This window comes from Streptomyces sp. NPDC090445, from assembly GCF_044769385.1.
GTDB lineage: Bacteria > Actinomycetota > Actinomycetes > Streptomycetales > Streptomycetaceae > Streptomyces.
In genome coordinates, this window is sequence record NZ_JBIVXV010000032.1 from 43,495 (window position 1) to 64,866 (window position 21,372).

18 protein-coding genes and 2 pseudogenes are annotated in these 21,372 nt (G+C 70.2%); 11 read left to right on the top strand and 9 right to left on the bottom strand.

Annotated features, from left to right (window positions below):
- The first annotated feature begins 82 nt into the window (after positions 1-82).
- Positions 83-913, top strand: coding sequence for a CDP-alcohol phosphatidyltransferase family protein (locus ACIQUT_RS34885; RefSeq protein ID WP_403569004.1), 831 nt, complete (start codon positions 83-85; stop codon positions 911-913).
- Here the strand turns inward: ACIQUT_RS34885 and ACIQUT_RS34890 are convergent.
- Complete coding sequence (locus tag ACIQUT_RS34890; RefSeq protein ID WP_403569006.1) at positions 869-3,544, bottom strand: SpoIIE family protein phosphatase; 2,676 nt, start codon at positions 3,542-3,544, stop codon at positions 869-871. The genes ACIQUT_RS34885 and ACIQUT_RS34890 overlap by 45 nt on opposite strands.
- 89 nt (positions 3,545-3,633) lie before the next feature.
- Between ACIQUT_RS34890 and ACIQUT_RS34895 the strand changes: the two are divergent.
- The 3 genes and pseudogenes from ACIQUT_RS34895 to ACIQUT_RS34905 all read left to right on the top strand — a co-directional run.
- A pseudogene (locus tag ACIQUT_RS34895) lies at positions 3,634-3,834 on the top strand (transposase); the annotation flags it as partial.
- Positions 3,835-4,554: 720 nt separating this feature from the next.
- Positions 4,555-5,076 (top strand): GNAT family N-acetyltransferase, encoded by a 522-nt coding sequence (locus tag ACIQUT_RS34900; RefSeq protein WP_403569008.1) that lies wholly within the window; start codon positions 4,555-4,557, stop codon positions 5,074-5,076.
- Positions 5,048-5,530, top strand: a complete 483-nt coding sequence (locus tag ACIQUT_RS34905) for a hypothetical protein (protein ID WP_403569009.1) — start codon at positions 5,048-5,050, stop codon at positions 5,528-5,530. Before ACIQUT_RS34900 ends, ACIQUT_RS34905 begins: the two co-directional genes overlap by 29 nt.
- Positions 5,531-5,570: 40 nt before the next feature.
- On the opposite strand, the gene ACIQUT_RS34910 is transcribed toward ACIQUT_RS34905, so the two are convergent.
- Positions 5,571-6,314: a hypothetical protein gene (locus ACIQUT_RS34910; protein WP_403569011.1), complete on the bottom strand. Its 744-nt coding sequence runs from the start codon at positions 6,312-6,314 to the stop codon at positions 5,571-5,573.
- Between the two features lie 7 nt (positions 6,315-6,321).
- Between ACIQUT_RS34910 and ACIQUT_RS34915 the strand changes: the two genes are divergently transcribed.
- A complete protein-coding gene (locus ACIQUT_RS34915; RefSeq protein ID WP_403569012.1) occupies positions 6,322-6,504 on the top strand; it encodes a hypothetical protein in 183 nt (60 codons plus the stop codon).
- Positions 6,505-6,972: 468 nt separating this feature from the next.
- Here the strand turns inward: ACIQUT_RS34915 and ACIQUT_RS34920 are convergent, their stop codons facing one another.
- Positions 6,973-7,113 (bottom strand): hypothetical protein, encoded by a 141-nt coding sequence (locus tag ACIQUT_RS34920; protein ID WP_403569014.1) that lies wholly within the window; start codon positions 7,111-7,113, stop codon positions 6,973-6,975.
- A 75-nt stretch (positions 7,114-7,188) separates the two neighbouring features.
- Positions 7,189-8,286 (bottom strand): hypothetical protein, encoded by a 1,098-nt coding sequence (locus ACIQUT_RS34925; RefSeq protein WP_403569016.1) that lies wholly within the window; start codon positions 8,284-8,286, stop codon positions 7,189-7,191.
- Positions 8,287-8,731: 445 nt separating this feature from the next.
- Between ACIQUT_RS34925 and ACIQUT_RS34930 the strand changes: the two genes are divergently transcribed.
- Positions 8,732-8,872 carry a hypothetical protein gene (locus ACIQUT_RS34930; RefSeq protein WP_403569018.1) on the top strand — a complete coding sequence of 47 codons (141 nt, stop codon included), beginning with the start codon at positions 8,732-8,734 and terminating at the stop codon, positions 8,870-8,872.
- A 584-nt stretch (positions 8,873-9,456) separates the two neighbouring features.
- Positions 9,457-9,825 carry a 5-carboxymethyl-2-hydroxymuconate Delta-isomerase gene (locus tag ACIQUT_RS34935; RefSeq protein WP_403569019.1) on the top strand — a complete coding sequence of 123 codons (369 nt, stop codon included), beginning with the start codon at positions 9,457-9,459 and terminating at the stop codon, positions 9,823-9,825.
- Between the two features lie 185 nt (positions 9,826-10,010).
- Here the strand turns inward: ACIQUT_RS34935 and ACIQUT_RS34940 are convergent, their stop codons facing one another.
- A complete protein-coding gene (locus ACIQUT_RS34940) occupies positions 10,011-10,385 on the bottom strand; it encodes an SCO4225 family membrane protein (protein ID WP_403569020.1) in 375 nt (124 codons plus the stop codon).
- A gap of 241 nt (positions 10,386-10,626) precedes the next feature.
- On the opposite strand from ACIQUT_RS34940, the gene ACIQUT_RS34945 reads away from it, so the two are divergent.
- The gene (locus ACIQUT_RS34945; RefSeq protein ID WP_403569021.1) at positions 10,627-11,346 is read left to right on the top strand and encodes an N-acyl homoserine lactonase family protein; all 720 of its coding nucleotides are present in this window, start codon (positions 10,627-10,629) and stop codon (positions 11,344-11,346) included.
- A gap of 333 nt (positions 11,347-11,679) precedes the next feature.
- On the opposite strand, the gene ACIQUT_RS34950 is transcribed toward ACIQUT_RS34945, so the two are convergent.
- Complete coding sequence (locus ACIQUT_RS34950; RefSeq protein ID WP_403569022.1) at positions 11,680-12,774, bottom strand: hypothetical protein; 1,095 nt, start codon at positions 12,772-12,774, stop codon at positions 11,680-11,682.
- 950 nt (positions 12,775-13,724) lie between these two features.
- On the opposite strand from ACIQUT_RS34950, the gene ACIQUT_RS34955 reads away from it, so the two are divergent.
- The gene (locus ACIQUT_RS34955) at positions 13,725-16,553 is read left to right on the top strand and encodes a putative dsRNA-binding protein (protein ID WP_403569024.1); all 2,829 of its coding nucleotides are present in this window, start codon (positions 13,725-13,727) and stop codon (positions 16,551-16,553) included.
- Between the two features lie 279 nt (positions 16,554-16,832).
- Positions 16,833-17,903 (top strand): annotated as a pseudogene (locus ACIQUT_RS34960) (transcriptional regulator); the annotation flags it as partial.
- Between the two features lie 120 nt (positions 17,904-18,023).
- Here the strand turns inward: ACIQUT_RS34960 and ACIQUT_RS34965 are convergent.
- The gene (locus tag ACIQUT_RS34965) at positions 18,024-18,551 is read right to left on the bottom strand and encodes an MFS transporter (RefSeq protein WP_403569061.1); all 528 of its coding nucleotides are present in this window, start codon (positions 18,549-18,551) and stop codon (positions 18,024-18,026) included.
- On the opposite strand from ACIQUT_RS34965, the gene ACIQUT_RS34970 reads away from it, so the two are divergent.
- Positions 18,507-18,647 (top strand): hypothetical protein, encoded by a 141-nt coding sequence (locus tag ACIQUT_RS34970; protein WP_403569067.1) that lies wholly within the window; start codon positions 18,507-18,509, stop codon positions 18,645-18,647. The two genes, ACIQUT_RS34965 and ACIQUT_RS34970, sit on opposite strands and share 45 nt — an antisense overlap.
- Before the next feature lie 180 nt (positions 18,648-18,827).
- Here the strand turns inward: ACIQUT_RS34970 and ACIQUT_RS34975 are convergent, their stop codons facing one another.
- Positions 18,828-20,294 (bottom strand): NUDIX domain-containing protein, encoded by a 1,467-nt coding sequence (locus ACIQUT_RS34975; RefSeq protein ID WP_403569026.1) that lies wholly within the window; start codon positions 20,292-20,294, stop codon positions 18,828-18,830.
- 480 nt (positions 20,295-20,774) lie between these two features.
- On the bottom strand, positions 20,775-21,314 hold the full coding sequence (locus ACIQUT_RS34980) for an NUDIX domain-containing protein (RefSeq protein ID WP_403569028.1): 540 nt from the start codon (positions 21,312-21,314) through the stop codon (positions 20,775-20,777).
- Between the last annotated feature and the right edge of the window lie 58 nt (positions 21,315-21,372).

A 21,372-nucleotide genomic window follows, 5' to 3' on the forward strand; every position in this document is an offset into this window, starting at 1 on the left:
CGCTCCGTGAGCGCGCTCACCGTTCTCCGGACGCGTCGGCTCGTACGGTGAACGCCCATCACCCTGTCGAGGATGGAGGAACGTGGAGTCCGCAGTCGATATGGCCGACAGCCGAGCCGCTACGAACACGCTGTTGGCCGAACTGCGTGCAGGGCACCTCGCCCCGGCGGCCGTCGTCCGCTTCCTCGGGCACGCCGCCCACCGGTCGCTGCGCCAGGCTGCCCGGCGCCCGCGGGCCCCGGCCGAGCTCACCGCCCTGCACACCGTCATGTTCACCGTGGCCGCCGGCAGGCGGCCCGGACGGCGCTGGGTGACCGCCAGCTGGGCACTGGCCGTCCTGCACCTGGGTCTGCTGGAGAACCAAACCCGCCTGACCACCGCGGACGCCTTGACGCTGATGCGCGCCAACCTCCCGGCCCTGCCCGGCGGAGCCGGCCGCGTCGCCGGAGTGCTGGCGATCGGCCTCGATCTCGCCGACGGGCGCCTCGCCCGCCAACAGGGCACGGCCTCCCCCTTCGGGGAGTACGCCGACACCTTCGCCGATGCCGCCTACTGGATGTGGGCTCACCCTGCGCCACGAACCCAGCCCCACCGTCGGGCCGCTTCGGTCGCCGCCGGGGCGCTCCCCGTCGCCGCCGTCACCGGCCTCGCGCTGTACCGCGGCCGGTTTCCCTCGACGATCACATGCGCGGGGTCCCCGCGATCACCTTTCCGTTCCACACCGCGCGCAGCATGGCCTTGTTTTGAGAGGGCGATGCGGGCGGCGCGCGAGTACCGCCAGGGCGACGAGGAATTCGCATGGTGCGCATCAGCGATTTGGCCACGCTGGTTCTTCCGTGGCTGGCACGACTACTGCGAAGCACACCTGTCAGGCTGCTGCGTCCCGGTCCCGTTCGAACGCACCGATGGGTAGTTCGGCCCAAATGACCTTGCCTTCCGTCGAGTACCGGGTTCCCCAACGGGTAGCGGACTGAGCCACGAGGAACAGACCGCGGCCGCCCTCGTCCATCATCGCCGCACGACGCAGGTGTGGTGCGGTGCTGCTGCCGTCGGACACCTCGCAGATCAGGCAGCGGTCCAGGATGAGCCGGACGCGGATCGGCCCTCTCGCATAGCGGATGGCATTGGTGACCAGCTCACTGAGGACCAGTTCGGCGGGGAACACCTCGTCCTCCAGGCCCCACCTGGTGAGCTGACGGACTGCCGAGGCGCGTACCCGGCCGACTTCCGACGGATCAGACGGGACGTCCCAATCGGCGACACGATCACGGGCCAGCTCCCGGGTACGGGCAACGATCAGCGCGATGTCGTCATGCTGGCGGTCGGGCAGCACGGCCTCCAGCACCGCCTGACACGTCTCCTCCGGCGTACGGTTCGCCCGACCCAGGACCTGAGCCAGACGTGCCAGGCCGTGGCTGATGTCCCGGTTCCGGTCCTCGATGAGCCCGTTGGTGTAGAGCACAAGCTGGCTGCCCTCGGGCAATTCGAACTCTGCCGTTTCGAACGGCAGGCTCGCCAACCCCAGCGGTGGCCCGCCAGGAACTTCGGCGAAACGGACTCGGCCGTCGACCCCGACGACTGCTGGTTCGGGGTGACCCGCCCGGGCCATGACACAACGCCGGGTTACCGGATCGTAGGTCACATACAGGCAGGTCGCTCCGCTGATCTGTGCACTCGCTCCGTCGGCCGCCTCTTCACGGTCCATAGCGGTCACCAGTTCGTCGAGGTTCCACAACACCTCGTCGGGCGGCAGATCCATCGCGGAGAAGTTGAGTACTGCGGTGCGTAGCCGGCCCATGGTGGCGGCTGCGTGCAAGCCGTGACCGACCACATCACCCACGACCAGGGCCACGCGGGCACCCGGCAAGGCAATGACGTCGAACCAGTCCCCGCCCACCCCCGCCTGCGCCGGCAGGTACCGGTAGGCGACATCCAACGCGCTCTGATCGGGGAGCGCACGTGGCAGCAGACTCCGCTGCAGCGTCACCGCCGTCGCATGCTCACGTGTGTAGCGGCGGGCGTTATCGATGCTCACCGCGGCCCGAGCGACCAGCTCCTCTGCCACGAAGAGATCGTCCTCCTCGAAGGGGGCAGGGTCCTCTGAACGCCAGACGGTCACCACCCCCATCGTGACCCCGCGCGCTTGCAACGGAACCGCCATCATCGAATGGATTCCGAACGCCACGATCTCCGCAGCCCGCCGAGCGTCCTGCTCCTGCCACCCAGACAGGACATCCAGATCCGACTCGAGGACACCTCTGCCGCTGCCCAGCCCCGAAGCCTGCGGCGTGGACGACACAAAACGGATCTGCGCACCCAGCGGATAGACAGGGGCGCCGTCCCGAACGCCTTCCCTCGCCACCCGGCGCATCCAGCCGCCCACACCCTGAGGCTCTTCTCCCTCCATCACCCAATCCAGAAGATCGACAGTCACGAAATCGGCGAACCGCGGCACCGCGAAGAGCGCCAGCTCCTCACAGGTACGCACCACATCAAGAGTCGTGCCGACCCGCCCACCGGCTTCCCACAGCAGCTGCAGCCGCCCCTTCGCCACATCCGCCCGATCCGACAAGACCCGCAGCTCGGTCGTGTCCCGCAACGTGGCGACGGTGATCGCGACCCGACCGGAACCCTCCGCAGAACGCTGGTTCACCGCCAACAGGCGCTCACCCGCCGCAACGACCTCATCACTGACCTCGAGGCGCGACTCCAGCACCCTCGCGATCTCCGGATCCAGACCGAGCCCGCCCACCGCACGCCCCTCCATCCCAGGCGCCAGATCCAGCAGGCGACAAGCCTCGTCATTGGCCAGCACCAAGCGCCCGTCACCACCGACGATGACCACGCCTTCACGCACCGCATGCAGAACGGCGTCGTGATGCTCGTACAGCCGAGTGATCTCCACCGGCCCGAGCCCCAACGTCTGGCGGAGAAGCCGTCTACTCACCAAGGCTGCACCCCCAGCGCCAACGACAAGGGCGCCGAACCCCACACTGATCGCGAGAGGCAACTGCCTCTGGACGACTTCGCTCACCGTCTCCACCGTGACACCGGCGGCAACCAAGCCGATGACTTTTCCGTCAGCGCCGGTAACAGGAACGACGGAGCGGACGGAAGGGCCAAGCGTGCCCGCGAACGTCTCCGAAACGACACGACCCTCGGCCGCAGGACCGATCGTGCCGATGAAGCGCTTCCCGATCTGCGCCGGGTTCGGATGCGTGTAGCGGATTCCCTCCGGGCTCATCACCACGATGAAACTGACACCGGCCCGCTTCCGGGCCTCCTCGGCCCGCGGCTGAAGCACTGCAGAGGGATTCGCGCCAGCCAGGGCCTCCCCGATCCCCACCGACTGGGCGAACGCCTCCGCCGCAGCGAGCGACTGCTTCCGGGCCTCCCGCTCACCATCGGCCCGGGACTGCACCACCAGCGCAGTTACGGCCGCGGCCACCAGCAGCACCACGATGACCACCTGCAGGACGAAAACCTGCCCAGCCAGGGACCGCGCACCCGGCAACCTCCGGAGGCGGCGAAGAAACCCGCCCATACCCCTTATTCAACGCCCGACACCACCCGCCTGCAGTGCCAGCGGACTGACACGAACTCCCGATCCTGAAGGATGCACCGATGACCAGTGAGAACGTGACCGAGGCCGTCCGCGGCTATGACAAGCACGATCTGGCCGGGAAGAACGGCGGCAACTCCCGCAATGGCACCCGCGCGAAGACGGTGCTGACGGACGCCGGTCCGGTGGAGATACCGGTGCCCCACGACCGCGACGGCTCCTTCGAGCCGAAGATCGTCAAGAAGCGGCAGAAGCGCCTGACCGGCGTGGACCTGATCCCGTCGGCCGACGCTGGCCCCGGGGTTGTGGTCGCGGGCGGTGCCGGAGGCCGCCGACCCGGGCGGTACGCACCGCGCTACGGGGCCCGATCGGGGCCGGGGTGGCGGCGGACCGGCTGACGGAAACGTTGGGGGCGCCGTTGCCGCGGTGCCGTGGTTACCGCGCCGGCGGTCGGCCACCTCGTCCGGGCCGGACTGCTGATCCGCCTCCCGACGTCCACCCGGACCAGGCAGCCGCCCTTGCGCGCCGCCGCGACCTGCCGGCCCGGCTCGACCGGCAAGTCCCCCTCGGCCCGGACCAGGCCGCACGTCGGCTCGGCGTCCGCAGGGCCGACTTCGACCAGGTCATAAGGCTCGAATTCGTCTCGCGACGGCTGACCGGCATCACGAATTCAAGTTCAGCAGCCACCATGGCGACATCACGCATTCAAGGTCAAGTAGCCATGGCGGGCGCCAATAGTTCGCTGGGCGAACTTGTCGACGGCAGCGATAGCCATGGCGGGGCGAGGCGGTGCAGCAGGCACAGTCGGCGCTCCTCCGCTGCTCGGAGGCCCCGGCGGACCGGGGCCCAGCGGGTCGTCGATCGGCAGGAAGACGGCCGCCCCGTCGTCGGGGGACGCGGCCGATCGATCCTTGAGGCAGCGCCGGACCTGTCGCTTCGCCCGCGGCGCACGTCCGTGGTGCGATGGAACAGGGGAGGAAAGGAGAGCGATCATGCCCGCAGCGAAGCGAACGAGTGTCGCCGCTTCGGTGTCGGTCCGCCCGCTGGTTGAGCCGGACCTGGATCGGGCCGACGAGATCTTCAGGGTCGCCTTCGGGACCTTCCTCGGGGCCCCTGAGCCGGAGACGTTCTTCGGGACCGCCGACTATGTCCGCACCCGCTGGGCGGCAGATCCACACGCAGCCTTCGCAGCGACCGTCGAGGGCGAGGTCGTCGGATCGAACTTCGCCGCCAACTGGGGCAGCGTCGGGTTCTTCGGCCCGCTGACCGTACGTCCGGATCTGTGGGACCAGGGCATCGGCAGGCGCCTCATGGAACCGGTCATGGCCTGCTTCGACACCTGGGACAACCGCCACCTCGGCCTGTTCACCTTCTCGCACAGTCCCAAGCACCTCGAGCTCTACCGCCGGTACGGTTTCTGGCCCCGATTCCTTACGGCCATCATGAAGAAAGCAGGTCGCCGTCAGTGCCGCAGTCCCCGGCCGAGTGCTGTACGGCGAGCTGACCGCTGCTGAGCGGCCCGACGCACTGAGCCTCAGCCGCGCACTGACGGGGGCCGTGTACGAGGGCCTGAGCTTGGAGCGCGAGATCATGGCCACCCAGGCGCAGGGGCTTGGTGACACCATTCTCCTCGAGGGCGCCGACTCCGACCTCGACGGTCTGGCTGTCTGCCACTGCGGAGCGGGGTCGGAGGCTGGTGAGGACGTGTGCTTCGTCAAATTCGGCGCCGTACGCCCTGGCCAGGACGCCGCGGACCGGTTCGAACGACTGCTGAATGCGTGCGAGCAGCTGGCCACCGAGAAGGGACTGGGGCAACTGGACGCCGGAATGAACCTGGCCCGCCAGGATGCATACCGGCGCATGGTCGACCGCGGTTTCCGTACCTGGCTGCAAGGCGTGACCATGCACAAGCCCAACGAACCTGGCTACAGCCACCCAGATGCCTACGTGATCGACGACTGGCGCTGAGTCCACCGCCATACTCGGCTTCGAGGAAGACCCGATGCCGTCAGGAGACGACTGACTCCAGGTCTCCACGATGAGCGACCGGTCGCTGACCGCCCGCTACAACGACACCCGCGGAGTGCTCCGGGACACCGGACGCCCGCACAACCCGACAACCCTCGTGCGGGAGGTCGACGCCGTGGCCCGCTTCGCGCCAGCCGAGCACGAGTTCACGGTCACCACCGCCGCCCGCCGCCCGCCGCCTCGCCCAAGGCGAAGCGAACATGCAGGACGCGATCGACGCCATGGACGTCCGCGAGAGTGTCGGGATGGTTCCCCTGGGTCCGAACCCTCGCTTCCACGAGGCCGGCGAAAGCCATCGCGGCGCCCGCCGCACCCCCATGCCTGCCCCGCCAGTTGGAGCGGTGACTCCGGGCGGTGAGGGTGTCGGGGTGGTCTTCGCCCAGCACCCGACGATCACGAATGTGTCTGCGCCGTTGGACGCCAGGCGGGCTTCCGGAGGGTTGAACACAAGGCCGTGGGTGCGCGCCGGGCGCGGGCCTGGAGTGAGAATCCGCAAGGCGGCCGGGCGCACCTCCACATCCTGGGCCTGTCGGAGGGCAGGGATGAGACCGGCGCGCAGCAGGGAAGATTTACCGCTGCCGGACGGTCCGAACTGGCCGCAGCGTCGGCCATGTGGCCGCCGGCGCACGGCGCAGAGACCGGCGCCCGTCAAGGGCGCCACCACGCTCTGCGACCCCGGTGCGGAGTAGCCGCGGCTGCGGGTGCGCTCGGCGTGTGGTGGCATCGGTGGGATGGAGGACCCCTTCGCAGGAGGCGAGTCGGCACTGCTGGCCCGGGTGGGCACCGTGGACCGGGCCGCCGCGCGCCGCGCTGTGGCCTTCCGCGCCACTGGAGCCGCGGATCTGAGAGTTCTGCTGGACATGCTCGGTCTGTGGCCCGAGCACGATCCGCCGGAAGAGCACTGCGCGCGCTGACCGGCACACCCACGGGTTTCGCACGGATCGGCGTCGCCGCCGCCCGATTCCGCGCCGGCCGCCCCGGGCCCGGCCAGCCGGGCCGGGACCTGGCGTCGTCACGCAGCCTTGGAAGGGGCCGTGACCCGGCGGATTCGGTCTGCCCGCCACAGACGACATCAATGAGCTCCAGCGGTGATCACTCACCTGGAGCAGGTGAACGTCGAATTCGACGCGGCCATCGATGAGATCCGGGCCGAACTCGCAGCTACTCCGCATCAAATGGAACCTGACCCGACCCTCAAGCGCGGCTGACCACGATCCGCAACCTTCCGAGTCGCCGCAGGTAGGGATCGTGGCTGTCCATGGTCCAGGGCAAGCGGTGCGCTGCCGGTACATCGGGGAGTGGGCGCCGATGAAGAAGCGGTGGGGGGCCTGGCCGTGGATCCCGCCGAGCACGAGGCTCTGTTTCGCCGTGCGGCCGACTGGTTAGGCGCCTTCGACGAGCTGGCGCAGGGTACACGCGGCCCCGGTGGCGCGGGCAGCCACAGCGCGGCGGGCAGCGTCCAGGTCCACCGAGCCCGACCCGGCCGGCAGTGCCGACTCGCGGCCGACGAAGGGGTCCTCCATCCCACCGATGCCACCACACATCGAACCCGCCCGCAGCCGCGGCTGCCTCATCCCCCTTGCGCTCGCATTGTGGCATCAGGAGACGGCTGTCGGCACTGCACTCGTGCACCGTCGACCACACGGCCGACGCTCCGTCACATCCAGGGCGTTCAGATGCCCAAATGGCTGGCCATCCCGTCGTGCGGAGCGGGGCATCGGCCGGTCCCTTGAAGAAGGGGCCACGCCGGGGACTGGCGCCCGCGGCAGCGTGGATCGACCATGGCGGTGGACGTGGAACGGCGGCGCAGCAAAGACGTGACGCTGGCTTTCCGTGCCGGTCAGTGTGGCGGTGGTGAGGCGTTCAGTCGCCGGGCTGCTGCCTCGGCGTCCTTGCGGGCCTGCTGCGCTGCCTGCTCTGCCTTCTGGTGCCGCCAGGCGGCGGCCCGCTCCTCCTTGTCGGCGGCTGCCGAGCGTGCGCGGAGGTCCGCTGCGTTTGCCTGTGCCGTACTGAGACTGGCTGTGGCCTCCCGCGGTCTGGGCCGGGGCTTCGGCGATGCGGGCGGCCTCGGCCTCGCGCTGGGCGGCTTCCCGGCGAGCGTGCCGGACACGGGCCCGGCCGTCATCCTTCTGGTCCGCCGGCCCGGGCGGCTCCTCCGCGTGAGTGCGGGCCGGGGGACGTCGGGGCTCCTTCGGCGGGCGGGTGCCGGGAGCGGGTTCGAGTCCGGTGAATCCGCCGGCGGGAGCAGGTGGCGTGGTCAGGTGTCCGGCGATCCAGTCGGCTCCGGCGTCCGGGTCGGTGAGCAGGGTGTGGAGGATCTGTTCGAGCTGTCTCAGGACGGGGTCGGTGATGCGTTCCCCCGTGCCGGCGGCGGGGCCGGCTGCTTCGCGGGCGAGGGTGGTGATGACCTGGTGGTGTTGGTGGGAGAGCGTGCGCAGCTGGGCGCCGTCGAGGTTGCGGTGGGCGCGCTGCAGCTCGCCGCCGAGCTTGATCAGGGATTCGGCCTCCCGGGGGTGGGTGCGGGAGAGGATGTTCGCCGCCCACACGGCGAGAGTCGGTTTCGGAAGTGCTGCGATGCGGTGCTCGGTGGCGGCGTCCTTGTCCCGGCGGGCCTGGGCCGCGTACGCGTCGCGGGCCGCGACGAACTCCGCCGGCCGCAGCCCGTACAGCTCCGCGATCACCGAGTCCACGTCCATGACCCCACCATGCGCCTGCCGGGAGGCGTTGCCCGGTCAGGCACGCTGCTGGCCATCGCCATCGCCATCGCCATTCGCCTACGCCACCTGCTTGCACGCGCCGTAGAAGCCGATCAAGCCCAGGTCGGCCGCAGCGGCCAACCCCTGGATCCGTTCACCCCGCCCAAAGTCCGCTGCCTGACGTCTACTCTCACGAGTACCTCGGAGGGATCCCCGGCACCGCCGGAGCCGCCCCCGCGGCGACACCCTCACCGCCGTCACCGCCCACGACTGGACCACCGGCCGCACCGCCACTCTGACCGCCGCCGAGTGCCGACTCGGCTACCGCACCAGCGCCTGCAAACAGCAGCCCAGCCGGTGGACGATCCTCTCCCTCACCCTTCACCTGACCCGCTCCACCACGGCCGCCCCCGTCACTTACTCCCACCTCGCCACCACCCTCGCGGTGACCGGCGAAGTCGCCCACGCGCCGACGGTCTTTGTCACCGACGAACGCGCCGCCATGCCGTACGACGTCGACTTCTACCTCAACCCCGCCCGCGGCGGCATCCCCGCCTGGCCCAGCCGCTTCGCCGTCATGTCCTGAGTCGACCGGCTCACCTACTGGTCGGCCCGGACGCCCACCACCGCGCCGGTGCTGCCGAGTTCCAGCTCGAACGGCAGGTCTCACCGCGGCGGCTTTGCGGCGGCCGCGAACCGCTCCAGGTCCCCGCCCGAAGGGTCCACACACTGGCGCCTGTACGGACCCACCCGCTCCCGACCCGCTGCGCGACGACGTCGAAGCCCCCGCCCGTCCCGCGGGCGGGCCGTCGCCGAGATCATGCTGCGCGTCGGCGACATGCCGTACGCGCCCCGGGGCCGGGTGGCACGCCGTAGCCGCCGCTGAGGGCCCCTCAGCTGGTGGTCGATGCCCTGTGCCACGCGCGTGGGATCGGAGTACGGGGCCAGCCCGAACGGTTCGCACCACGGGTGCGGGTGTACGACGTACGTCCACGGATCCTGCGCGGGCGCCAGCCCAACGGGTCCGCGTTCCGGGCCGTCCAGCGTGCCGTGTCGCCTCAGCCCTGTTCGCACCGATCCTCCAGTTCACCCGGGTGATCCGCGCGCCCGACGGTCGGGGAGAATGCCGGGACACCATGCCGATCGGCCTTAAGGGAACTGGACTGTCTGATGCCGCACATCACCATCGACTACTCGGCGAACCTCTCCGACATCTTCGCGCGACGCCCCTTCGCCCTTGCCCTGCACTCGCTGACCGCAAAGGTGGCCGGGGGCTCCGTCGCCGACTGCAAGACCCGCTTCAGGCGTCTCGAAGAGGTCTACGTGGCCGACGACGCGCCCGAGAACGCCCTCGTCCACGTGCAACTGGGCCTGCTCGCCGGCCGGACCGACGCGGTCAAGGCCGAGCTGAGCGCAGCCGTACTCGACTTGCTGCGCACCCACATATCCGGCGCGACGGACGGGCCCCGCCCGGTGGTGCACGCCTCGGTGGACGTGATCGAACTGGGTGCGGCCTACTGTAAGTACGTGGAGGCCTGAGCCCTTCAGGTGGTGCCGGTCCGGCCAGATCTGGTGGCGGAGGACTCGGCTCCGGCTCGGCGGTATGGTTCAGCGCTCCTGACTTCGATCGGTGGGGCGTGACGTGATCACCATGTAGACGCGTGCGTGCGGCAAAGGACAAGATGCAGACCGATAGACCGAGTCGGGCAGGCGTGGCGGGAGGATCAGCGCTCGGCGGACCTCTGGGACGTCTCTTCCGGATGGTCTCCCCACTGCGGCGCCGTGGCGCGCCGTCGGCCGGCCCGTTGGACTGCCCGCGCGACGAGGCCCAACAGGAACGCGTGGAAGGCGTACGAGAACAGCAGGATGAACCAGATGATCGCATCCGAATCGGGTGCCCAGTCCCCGGCGGCGTTGACCATCGCGATGAGAGCGGCCCCTGTGGGAACGGCGAGCAGCAGCGCGAACAGCCCGGCAGTATGGCTGCTGTTGTCGCCGGAGCCGATCAGCAGCAGGAAGCCTGCGAGGCAGAGGTAGGCCCGCGAGAGCCAGTTGCCGAAGGTGATGCCGGCGATCGTGCGCAGCTTTCCGGAAGGCAAAGGGGTTCTCCTGGTGGTCGTGCCGGGGCAGGCTGACAGCCCGAGCGTGGTTCACCATGGTGGTCCCGTCCGGCCGGCCGCGTCAGAGTACGCATACTCAGACCGCCCGGTTCTCCTACTCGTTCGGTGCCGGAGCACGGCCGTGGACCGCCACAGCGTTTCGCGGTGAACCGAAGCACGTGGCCGTTCTGCTGTCGGAAGACCGCGTGGATGTGACACCGAAACCTGTCAGGATGGTCGCATGGGTACGAACGTGATGGTGCGTCGGCTCGACCTGGGGTATTTCATCCGGCCTGCTTCGGAGACGGGCGGCCCGCACCCGCGAGTCGAACCCGCTCTCGCCTACCTGGTGCGACACGAGAAGGGGTTGATCCTCTTCGATACCGGTATCGGCAAAGCGGACCCCGGGACCGAAGCGCACTACCGACCCCGCCGCCGAGCGCTGCAGGACGTCCTTTCGTCGTCCGGAGTCTCCCTCGAAGACATCTCCCTGGTCGTGAACTGCCACCTCCATTTCGACCACTGCGGCGGGAATCCCCTTCTGGGCGGTAAGCCCGTCCTCGTCCAAGACGTCGAACTGGCCACCGCCCGCCGGGGCAACTACACCGTCGACGAACTGATCGACTTCCCTGGCGCAACCTATGAGGAACTCGCCGGTGAAGCGCAGGTCTGGCCGGGAGTCTGGATCGTTCCGACGCCCGGGCACACGCAAGGACATCAGTCGTTGGTCCTCCGGCAAGGGGACGGCACAGTGGTCCTCGCCGGCCAGGCACACGACTCTGCTTCCCGGTTCGCGTCCGACCAACTGGCCCGCCAGGCAGCGCTCCACGACGTGGAGCAGCCCCTCCCTCCTTACCGGCACTGGCTCGACCGCCTAGCGGACTTCGACCCGCGACGTGTGCTCTTCGCCCACGACTGCTCGGTCTGGGAGCCGCCTCAGACCACCTGCCGCCTGTATTGAGAGGGCGGTTCGTGAGCCTTTGAGCAGTCTTGCTGTCGCCTGATGGTGTGGGTGCGGGCGGAATCCGCTGGCCTGCGGTCGCTGATCATCTCTCTGTCACGGACGGCCTCCCGTGGGCAGGTCAGCGTCGGATGCTGATGGTGATCCGGACGCTGCCGAACCGATCAAGCCGGCCCCAACTGCAGCCGCCGGTCCTGGGGGCCCGGAGATAGCCAGGCCGCGCGCACCCGGGCCGTCAATGCAGGCGTTCAGGGTGGTCGAAGGACCGATGCCACCTGTGCTGACACAGTCGCGGCGAGTGCAGCTCGTGGCTTCGCTGCCCGGGCTCACGGCTCAGTGCAGGGCGTTCTTCACCCAGCTTCGTACCTCGGGCCGCAGCGAGGTGTTCCCGGCGAGGCGGGTCAGGACCTCGCGGCTGTGTGGCTCGTCGTCCATGAAGTTCAGCAGCTTCACCGCGTCCTCGGCCCCGGCGTCCCGCTCCATGTACAGCGCGGCGAGGTCCATAGCCCAGGGCGTGACGTCCGCCGTCCGTTCGATGTCAAGGCGAGCGATCCAGTCGAGAGTGCCGCCGGCGATCCACATCCCGATCCGGCTGACCCACCGCTCGACGAAGTCCTCGGCGCTCACGTCGAGTCCGAGCAGCTCGCACTCGCGCCGCAGTTCGGTCATCCGCTCCCGGGTGACCAGGCGCGGGTACGGCATCAGGCCCCGCTGCACGATGCGGACGGTGAGCCATTCCGGTTCCTCGTCATCGTCCTCGTCGTCCCTCCCGCTCCACTCGGGCGGCGGCTCGGGCCACGTCAGTCGCTCGGCGGGCAGGAGCGCCTCCAGCACCCGTCGCGCGCGGTCGATGCTCTCCGGCGTCTCCTGAACGCCGTCCCACCCCCAGCCCGTCGGCCCGGAGACAGGCAGGACCCGCACCGCCTCCGGCAGCAGCGGCTCCTCGCCCTCGACCGACGCCCGGGCGCGGGCGTCGTAGTCCGGCCTGCGCAGGCGGATCAGCCATCCGCGTGCCTCGGCCCTGACGTACTTGTCCACCGACAGGTCGGTCACCAACCGCAGCAGGACCTCCTCGCCTTCCGGACGACCGAGTCTGTGCAGAAAATGCACCGCCTCGTACGCCACGAGTCCGGCGTGTACGCAGCGCTCCGCCAGCTCAGCGGCCTCGGCCCGCTCGGCCCGGCCCAGACCGCCGGCTTCCCTGCGCTTCTTGAGAGACCACCACGCTTCATGGGCGGAGGCGGACAACCGCTGCCGCTCCCGCTGACTTTCGAACTTCTGCCGGTACTCCTGCGGGAGCGCTAGGTCCGGCTCTCGCTGGAAGCGCTCGTACAGGTCGTGCATCTCGTCCGTCCAGCCGTACCCGACGGGCGGCAGGGCGGCGAGCGCCGCTGTCACCACGTCGAGGTCGGAACGTCCGCTCGTCACGTCACTCCCAGGTATTTCATGGCCGTCGCCGGTTCTTCATCTTGCCGGTCATTCGGGCCTGGGTGTCGCCGCAGCGACCGCGCTGATCGCAGGTGCTGCCGGGGCCCTGGCCCTCGCCGTGGCCGGGCTGCCCCAGCCCACGTGGGGTCAGGCGCTGCCCGCGCTGTTGCGATCCGCGCCGGCCTGCTCCCCTTTGCCGCCGCACGGGCCGCCATGTCGGGGGCCCCGTACACTGCAATGGACGAGGCGGACGCCAACTTCGCGCAGGCAATGCTTGGCAGTGACCTCGGCCCCGGGACCGGGCTGCTGGTATACGTCCTGTTCACGCTCGCTCTGGGTGCAGCCGGAGCCTGGCCTATCGCAGGCGGGACGCTCCGTAGGCCCCAGCCCCACCTGCGCAGGGCGCCACTTCCAGGAACTGACCTCACCGTGGTGGCCCTCTGCCTGACCCCGGATGGCGACTACGGCCTTGGGGACCGTCTCGGAGCCGAGCGGTGCGTGTGGGTGATGAGAGGGGCTGCGGGCAGGCCGGAGGGCCCCGGGGCCGAGCGCGTGGGGGACACGGAAGGAGGGGAGCCGGGCGTGGTCAGTTGCCTCGCTCGGCGCGGGCGCGAGCCAGCGCAGCTGCGTGCACGGGTTCGTAGCCGTCCAGACGGGTTGCAGAATCGCAGAGGTCCCCAGGTTGTGCTGTTCCTGATGCACGCGCGGACATCCCCGACGACTCGACGTGCGGACCGAAACCTGGCCGTCACCGTCCCCGCGGCGCCGGCGTTGGGCAAACGTGAAGTCGACTACGCCTCTGTGCGCCGGTCGAGCTGTCGCAACCGCCTGCCGGAGTTCGTGTCGGGTGTCTAACCTGACTGGGCCACGCGAGGCCGAGTCTGCCGATGACAGTCAGCTGAGGGGACGGGGTCTCGGCATGGGGGGCCGATCTGGGGGGAAGGGACGGCATGAACGAATGGGTCGGGATCGTTGCGCTGCGCGAGACGGCACCGCCGACTCCTGTCCACAAGATCGCGTTGGCCATCGAGCTCGCGCGGACGCGCACGGCGTACAGCCTCGCTGGGGTGGCCGTTCCCTACCCGCGGATGCGGTCGCTGCTGCGGCGGGTAGGGCAGCGGTACGCCCAGCGGGCGCAGTGGGACCGGTGGTCGTACTGCGTGGACCTGGCCGGGGCGTTCTTCAACGGCCTTGAGGCGCCGCAGACACTCCCCCGTTGGCTGACCGTCGAGCTACGCGACGTCCTCGCTGTGCAAGGTCGGCGGGCTGCTGATCGGGCAGGGGCCAGGCAAGGGCCGCTGCGCGGGCGGGCATCGGGAGTTCCGCGGGCCAGTGCGGGAACACGCACCGGCCAGCGCATCGCCGACCATTCCGCCCGGGCTTTGCGGCCCCAGCGAATGCTGACAGCATGCGATGTGGTGTATCGGCCGCTGCCTGCTCTACCCGAGGAACTGGTGGCCGCATCCGGCGCGACAGTGTGCGCGGAGATCCGACGGGTCGTACAGGACTGGAACCCCGGACCTGGGGCAACCGCTTGGCTGGGGTTGGCGGGTGAGCACCGCAGCCATCTCTACGAGCGCCGCCTGACCACAGCCGTGACGCCGCAGGTACTCGGACTCCTCGACCGGCTCGGCGCCACCGTGCTCGATGTCGCCCTGATCGACGGATACACGCGCCAGGCCCGCCCGGAGAAGGCCGGACAGCAGTCCGCGGCCCACGCTGTCCGCCGCCGGGCTGCGGAGGTTGCCCTCGGCCAGTGGGTTGCCAGCCGTCAGCTGGCACGTCTCGGCTCTGGCGAAGCCCTCGCTCCCGCGGCATCGGTGTTCGAGGGCGTCGGCCGGCAGATCCTGGGCGCCCTGAGTCTCCTGCGCGATCACGAGACGGCCGTCTGTCTGATCTCCGGGCTCTACCCAGCAGCCCAGCGTCCCCTGGACGGATCATCGGCTCCGGTGGCCGACCCAGTGTCGATCGCGGACTCCGTCTTCCGCAACGAGGGACTGACCTACGACTTCGAAGCCGAAGGTCCCGATCACCAGAAGGTGTTCCATGCCACCGCCCGGACCCGATCCGGCCGCACGGCCCGCGGCACAGGAAACTCGAAGAAGACAGCCCGCCTGGCCGCAGCGCAGTTGCTTCTGGACGGGCTGCCGCAGCAACACCAGAGGCCGCCCGTACCTCGCCGCGATCGCCTGCTACGGGACCCGCTGCCTTACCCGCACCCCGCCGCAGACCACCGCGACGCCGTCCGGGACCTCGCTGACATGTTCGAGCTGCCCCGGCAGGCGGACGGACTCCTCGCCCAGGCCCTTACCCATGCCTCCTGGGCCCACGAGAACCAGCCCGCCGTCGCCGCCTCGCATCAGTGTGACCACCAGCTCCTCGCCCACCACGGGTCGCTCGTCATCACCCACCTCGCCGCCCACGCGCGAGTCCACCACGTCCTTGCCCAAGGCCTTGCTCCTGATGACGACGATGGCCGCTTTCACACCCCCTCGGACGATCAGACCGCCCGGCTCGGGACATCACTCGCCCTGAGCTCCGGACTCCTCGCCAGCCGGGGCCAAACTGCCAACAGCCGCACAGCCGTCTCCGATGCCGCGCAGGCCGTTGTCGCAGCCGCCTGGCGCACCTGCGGGCCCCGCCTCCTGGAACGCCGGCCTGAAGTCGTCGACACCTGGATCAACTCGCTGGAACACCAGCACGATCCGTCCACCGCACTCCACAAGACGCTCGTTCCCTACGGCGCAGCGTGCACGTACGAGTACCGCATCACCGGCGAGGACCACCTCCGGGCCTACCGAGCCACCGCCGTCCTGCAGGACGCCGTAGGACGCGAGCACCGGTGGACTGCAACCCCCAGCCGTCGGCTGGGCAAGACCGATGCAGCCAAGGCCACCGCCCAGGAGATCATCGACGTGCTCGCCGCACCCGGCGATGCAGACCAGTTCGAGAAGCTCACTCCGGAGCAGCACGGACTGCTCCGCTACCTGCTCCAGGCGCAGCTTGACGGGCCTGGACCCGGCACGGAGCGACAGGTCACCCAGATCATGGCGCACGGGGACCTGGGCGCCGATTTGCTCATCACGGGCGACATCGACGCGTTCCGGGTGTGGGCGGAGCGCGCCCAGGCCGTGCTCGGCACAGGAAAGGCAGACGAGCAGGACTCGGCCTTCACTCTGTACCGGCGGGTGTTGAAGATTTCCCGTACGGGGCCGCGGTCGCTTCTGAGCCGGATGACGGCCGGCCAAGGCGACGACGCAAGCTCGCCGGCCGTCCGCCAGCACGCGGCCGCCGTCGTACGACGGGTGCTGACCGCCGAGCCGCGGACATGTTCGGTCCGCGAGACGGTACGGGACTGGTGGATGGAAGCCGCCGACCACCTCAGTATTTCGGTCCGTGACGGACTGCGTGCAGGATCCTTCGTGCCGGCTCCAGTACAGCTCGGCGCCCTTGGCGAAGCGCTGCGCTGGTGCTCCGGCGCGGCCAGCGCGGCGCAGACCTCGGTCGAGGTTGAACTGACCGCTCAGGACGACATCCTGCACGTGTGGATGGGGATGCCTGGCGTGGAAGTCAGGTCAATCTGCGACGGCTTCGCCCGGCTGGTGACCCGCACCCTGCCGTACGTCGACTGCCTGACCGCGGACGACCACATGCTCGTCCGGCTCTACCCTTGGCCTAGCCTGCAGAACGTCACCGGCCTGGCGGCGGCGGGACTCCACGCATACCTGCATGTTGCGGAGCCGGAGAGTGGTGGCGCATCTGAAGTCGGCGCCCCGTGAAACTTCTCCCACCGCGGTGACTCCGCGGTGAAGCTGCGCTGGACGCGGCCATGCTTGCCGGGCGCTTGGTCGCCCACGATCGCATCCACTGCGGCGGGAAGACCTCCCGCCCTCCGCAGCCCCGCACGGACGGAGACCGGCGCGCCGAGCGGGACTCCCCCGCGCCTACCCACGCAGGGAGTGGATCGCCGCCCGCGCAGTCTGCCTTGGCGGCCGCCGCCTGCCGTAGCGGCAATGACACCGAGGGCGCCCGCCCGGTCCACGGGGCGGGCGCCTCCTTTGTGCACGGCGTGCGACCGACCGGAGGGCGTATCCACCACTGTCCTGCAGCAGTATCCACGGGCTCTCATCATACGATCCGGTGAACCGCTGATCAGCGGATCCGGTAGCCACTCCCTGGGGGTGACTCGTTGTCAGAGTCCGTTGAACTGGCAGGCGGGCCGGAGCGAGCCACGACCGCCCCGCCGCCAGGCGTGCTAGCGCCTGGTGGACGGCCGGGCGTCGCAATACCCTGCCGCACCGGATGAGGCACCGGCGATGCCAGCCACGTTCACCGGCACGCCCGCTCCGACCCCGGAGGCCGAAACTCTGTCCACAGGCCAGACGCCCGACGCTTCGGCCATGACTGCTTCCCAGAAAACCCAGCCCCCTCCACCACCACCGCTCCGGCGGCCGCGTCCCGCCCGGCGCGCACCACCGGACCTTCACCTACGTCGCGCCGCCCGGCGGCGAGGAAGGCGGCCCCGGCCGGCACCCCGGCGGGCGGCACCGACCCGCGCAACGAGAACGGGCCGCTGGTCGTCGTCGACGTCCAGGACGGGCAGGTGCTGGCGTATTGCACCGGCGGCCTGGTCCTGGACGTGCCCGCCAAGTCCATTCCGGCCTTGGTCGACTGGACTCTCAAGGAGGCCAAGCTCGGGCAGCCGAAGCTGTCCGGGCCCGGCAAGGACGCCGACCCGCTACTCGTCCTCACCGAGGCCGCTCTGGAGCGCTACGGCCTGCCGGTGAAGCTCACCGACCAGGAGCGGCTGGCCGGACAGCTGTCGGAGGGCCACAAGGTGGCCAAGCAGCTGGCCCACGCGGAGTGGAAGCTCACCAAGCGCGGCTTCGGCCCGTGGGCACGCATCTACCGGCCCGCGCAGGGCCCGGAGCGCGCGTGCGTCCAGCTGTGCATCCCGTCCTGGGACGCGCTCGACACCCGCCACTGGGCCGACGCCGCCCAGCTTCCGCCAGCGGAATTGGCCGGCTTCTGGGCACGTACCCGGCCCGGGTGATCACGCTGCGCGGTTCCACGGCCGTGACCGGCTGACCGCCCTCCACCCGGCGACCCGCGCCTCCGAGCCCGACGCCGGCCAGGGTGCGCTGGTGGAAGCACGGGAGGCCGGCGAGCAGCGGGTGGCCGGTCGGGGGCCTCACACGGCGCGCAGTCGACCGGTCCTTGCCCAGGCTTGGTGGTGGCGCTGACCAGGGTCAGGGTCCGCAGCCGGTCATCGCCGTGCACGTACCGCAGGCGCCCTCGCCGATCTCCTCACGCAACCGGCGAGCCTCCGGGCGATGCGGGGCAGTTTCTCGGGCCTGGATGCGGGCGGTGCATCCGGCGCTGATCAGGAAGGGGACGACGTCGCCGAGCAGGGCCCGGGCGGGGCCAAGTACCGCGGTCAGCACGGCGCCGAGGTGGCTTCCGGCGGTCGCGGCGATCGCGGCGATCGCACCCACGCGGCTGTTGCTCCGCTGGATCAAGGACCGGTCGACGAGGCTGGGAAGGAGGCTGATGGCCGCCGCGTCGTGCAGCACGCTCGCCGCTCCCTGCACCACGGCGACGATCACGAGCTGCGTCAGGGGCAGCGTGCCCAGCGCGGCCGCCACCGGCACCGTGGTGAGCACGACGGCGCTGACCAGGTCACCGGTGATCATCTGCCGGCGCTTGGAGTACCGGTCGGCGAGCGCGCCGGCATGCAGGGCGAGCAGCGCGGGCGGGAGCTGCCCGAGGAACGCCAGCCGCGCGACCTGGGCGGTGTGGCGTCCAGTTGGAGCACGGCCAGCACAGGCAGCGCCATCTGCGTGATCGAGCTGCCAGCCACGCTCGCGGCCTGACCGGTCAGGTAGCGGCGGAAGTCCCCGTGCCGCCACAGCGAGGTGCCGGAGGCGGAGGGGGGTCTCAGCGCGGGGCGTCACAGCGCACCCCCGGCTCCTCCAAATGCTCCGAACCCAGGCGCGTGGGCTCGGTCCGGGCCCTGCGGGCGGACCCGGTAGCGGTGGGTGTGCTCACCCTGCTCACCAGCCCAGCTGGGAGTAGGGGCGACCTTCGGCGATCGCGGCGATGGCCGTTCGGGTGTAGGGGACGATCCGGTCCGGCAGCTCATTCCGCGGCCACCACTGCCAGGTCAGGCACTTGTCGGGCTCCAGGACCTTCGGTACCCCCTCCCACCGGCGGGCCTTGAAGACCAGCTGCATCAACGGCAGCGCGCCTAGGGTGTCGACAACGTGGACGACGTGCGCCAGTTCCACGTCCACGGGGTCGATGACGAGACCGGCCTCCTCCCTCGCCTCGCGGATCAGGCAGGCGCGGGCGGACTCCTGCTCGCACCGGCCGGCGAGGTAGTGCCAGGTGTCGCCCGCGTACTTCGAATTGGGGTGACGCAGCCCGAGAAGCACCCGGCCTTCGGCGTCTTCGAGGTGGAGGTGGACTCCGATGCCGTTCAGTACGGTCCGGCTGCCCCCGTCCCACACGGCGGGAGCCGCGGCCGGGCCGTTGTCCGGAGGGTTCTCGGCCGCGTGCCGGCGAATCAGGTCCCGGGTGGCGGGGCTCAGGCGCAGCCGGTCCAGGTCATCGAGGGTGAACCAGCGCAGCAGCACACCCTCATGCAGCACGAGACGGTCGGGGTTGCCGCGCCACCGGCCGGCGAAGACCCGGACGGGGACGGTGAGGCCGTCAATGCTGGTGGCGGCCTCCACGGCGTAGGGCTTCAGGTCCTCGAGGCGGAGGTCGGACACCTCCTCGGACAGCTCCCGCAGCAGCGTGCCCTCAAGGCTCTGGTCGTCGTGCGTGCGGCCGCCTCCGAGAAGTGCGAACGCCCCCGACTGCCAGACGCCGGGCTTGTGGTCGCGCAGATGGAGCAGGTAGCGGCCGTGCCCGTCGTGAATGAGCGCGGAAGCGTTCAGCGGCTCGGGCCGGCCGTCCAGCCGCGCCGTGAGGAGTTTCGCGCGCAGTGTCGGCGAGGTGACCTCCGGCTGCGGGAGCCACTGGGCGCCGGACACCTCCTCGTCCTGCAGCGCTATCGCGGGCGGCTCCTCGCCGGCGAGGTAGAAGACGTAGCGGAAGTCGTAGTGGCGGTGGGCCGGTTCCCCTTTCGCCGGGTTGACGTCGATGTCGTGGACGTTGATGTCGACCGGAGAGCCCAGCAGCTGCCGGGTCAGGCACAGGGCGCCCGGCGCGATCCCGGCCTCCTCCGACACCTCTCGCAGCGCCGCGGCGAGCAGTGTGCGGTCCCGGGACTCGACGTGGCCGCCGGGGGTGCGTACGAGGCCGCCAGTAGCCCGGTGCCGGATGTGCAGGACCCGGCCCTGCCGGTCGATGACGACGGCGCTGCACGTGATGTGCCCGGGCAGCGTCGTCCGGGCGGTCGCGTCGACGGGCCGGTCCAGCGCGGCAAGGAGTCCGGCGAGGGCGTCATGCTCGCCGGGGTGCCGGCCGAGGTACGCCTCGACAGTCTTGCGAATCGCGGAAGAGCTCGGCGGCATGAGCGTTGTCTCGCCTTCGACGTGGGGCGGCTCTGAGGCCCGGGCTGTGGAACTCGAGATGCTGGCCCAGCCCGCCGTGTGGTGACCGGGAGGCTCCGCAGCGCAGGTGCTGGCAGCAGCCTTCGGCAGGCTTCCGACTCCACTGCTGCCTCGTTCGACGGACGCCGATGAGTTCCCCCTCGTGGGCGTGATGGTGGTGTTGCCGTGCTCAACGACGCCGCACCGATTTCGAACACCTGCGCTTTCGGACGGATTGCGCACCCCGTAATTGAGCGGATTCTCGAAGGTGCGCGGTGCACCGATCCTTGCCACGCAAGAGCCCACGCCCAAGGCCCGGTTGGCCGAAACGCCGACGCTCATGAGGCTGTGGCCCGCCAGGTCCGTCGGAACACCACCTCGCTGCGGCTTCCAGGTCTGTGGCAGCCGCAGATCGGTGTGGACGCCTGTTCCGCGGCAGACAGGCATCGGTGATTGGCCGGACTACGCGGCGGTGCGCCGAGCAGCCAGCAAGACCGCCGCGAGAGTTCCGGCTTCAGTGATCCGGCCGTCGCCGCACATCGCCACCGCCTCCTCCAACGCGACCCAGCGCAGCTCCATGTCGGCCTCGCTCGCGTCCCGGCGGTGCTCGCCGAGACTCAGGTCCCAAGCCAGGTACAGATGCTCACGGGTCCGCGCGTCGGCGGGCATCCGCCACATCATCGTCAGCGGTTCGATCTCGGAGGCGAGGATGCCGGCTTCCTCGGCCAGCTCTCGGTGCGCAGCTGCTGGGGGGTCTTCGCCGGGCTCGCATCCGCCGCCGGGACACATCAGCAGCCGCTGACCGCACACGTAGACGTTCTCCTCCACGAGGGCGATCCGGCCCCGCTCGTCGAGGGCTACGACGCGTACGCCGTCGACTGACTCGGTGTACTCGTAGGTTCCCAGGCTCTGGTCGGTGCGACGGACGGAGTCGCGGCGTACGACCATCCGGACTCCGGTGAACTGGACGGTCGACGAGACCGTCGTCCAGCCGTCGATCATGCTGACACCCCCTTCGTGATGTGGCACAAGCCTGCTCGGAGCCCGCCCGCGCGGCGGG

Bases quoted from the DNA above. Each gene is read 5' to 3' on its own strand.
- ACIQUT_RS34890 (WP_403569006.1), bottom strand. From the start codon at position 3,544: ATGGGCGGGTTTCTTCGCCGCCTCCGGAGGTTGCCGGGTGCGCGGTCC.
- ACIQUT_RS34900 (WP_403569008.1), top strand. From the start codon at position 4,555: ATGCCCGCAGCGAAGCGAACGAGTGTCGCCGCTTCGGTGTCGGTCCGC.
- ACIQUT_RS34910 (WP_403569011.1), bottom strand. From the start codon at position 6,314: ATGCCACCACACGCCGAGCGCACCCGCAGCCGCGGCTACTCCGCACCG.
- ACIQUT_RS34915 (WP_403569012.1), top strand. From the start codon at position 6,322: ATGGAGGACCCCTTCGCAGGAGGCGAGTCGGCACTGCTGGCCCGGGTG.
- ACIQUT_RS34920 (WP_403569014.1), bottom strand. From the start codon at position 7,113: ATGGAGGACCCCTTCGTCGGCCGCGAGTCGGCACTGCCGGCCGGGTCG.
- ACIQUT_RS34925 (WP_403569016.1), bottom strand. From the start codon at position 8,286: ATGGACGTGGACTCGGTGATCGCGGAGCTGTACGGGCTGCGGCCGGCG.
- ACIQUT_RS34935 (WP_403569019.1), top strand. From the start codon at position 9,457: ATGCCGCACATCACCATCGACTACTCGGCGAACCTCTCCGACATCTTC.
- ACIQUT_RS34945 (WP_403569021.1), top strand. From the start codon at position 10,627: ATGGGTACGAACGTGATGGTGCGTCGGCTCGACCTGGGGTATTTCATC.
- ACIQUT_RS34955 (WP_403569024.1), top strand. From the start codon at position 13,725: ATGAACGAATGGGTCGGGATCGTTGCGCTGCGCGAGACGGCACCGCCG.
- ACIQUT_RS34970 (WP_403569067.1), top strand. From the start codon at position 18,507: ATGCAGGGCGAGCAGCGCGGGCGGGAGCTGCCCGAGGAACGCCAGCCG.
- ACIQUT_RS34975 (WP_403569026.1), bottom strand. From the start codon at position 20,294: ATGCCGCCGAGCTCTTCCGCGATTCGCAAGACTGTCGAGGCGTACCTC.
- ACIQUT_RS34980 (WP_403569028.1), bottom strand. From the start codon at position 21,314: ATGATCGACGGCTGGACGACGGTCTCGTCGACCGTCCAGTTCACCGGA.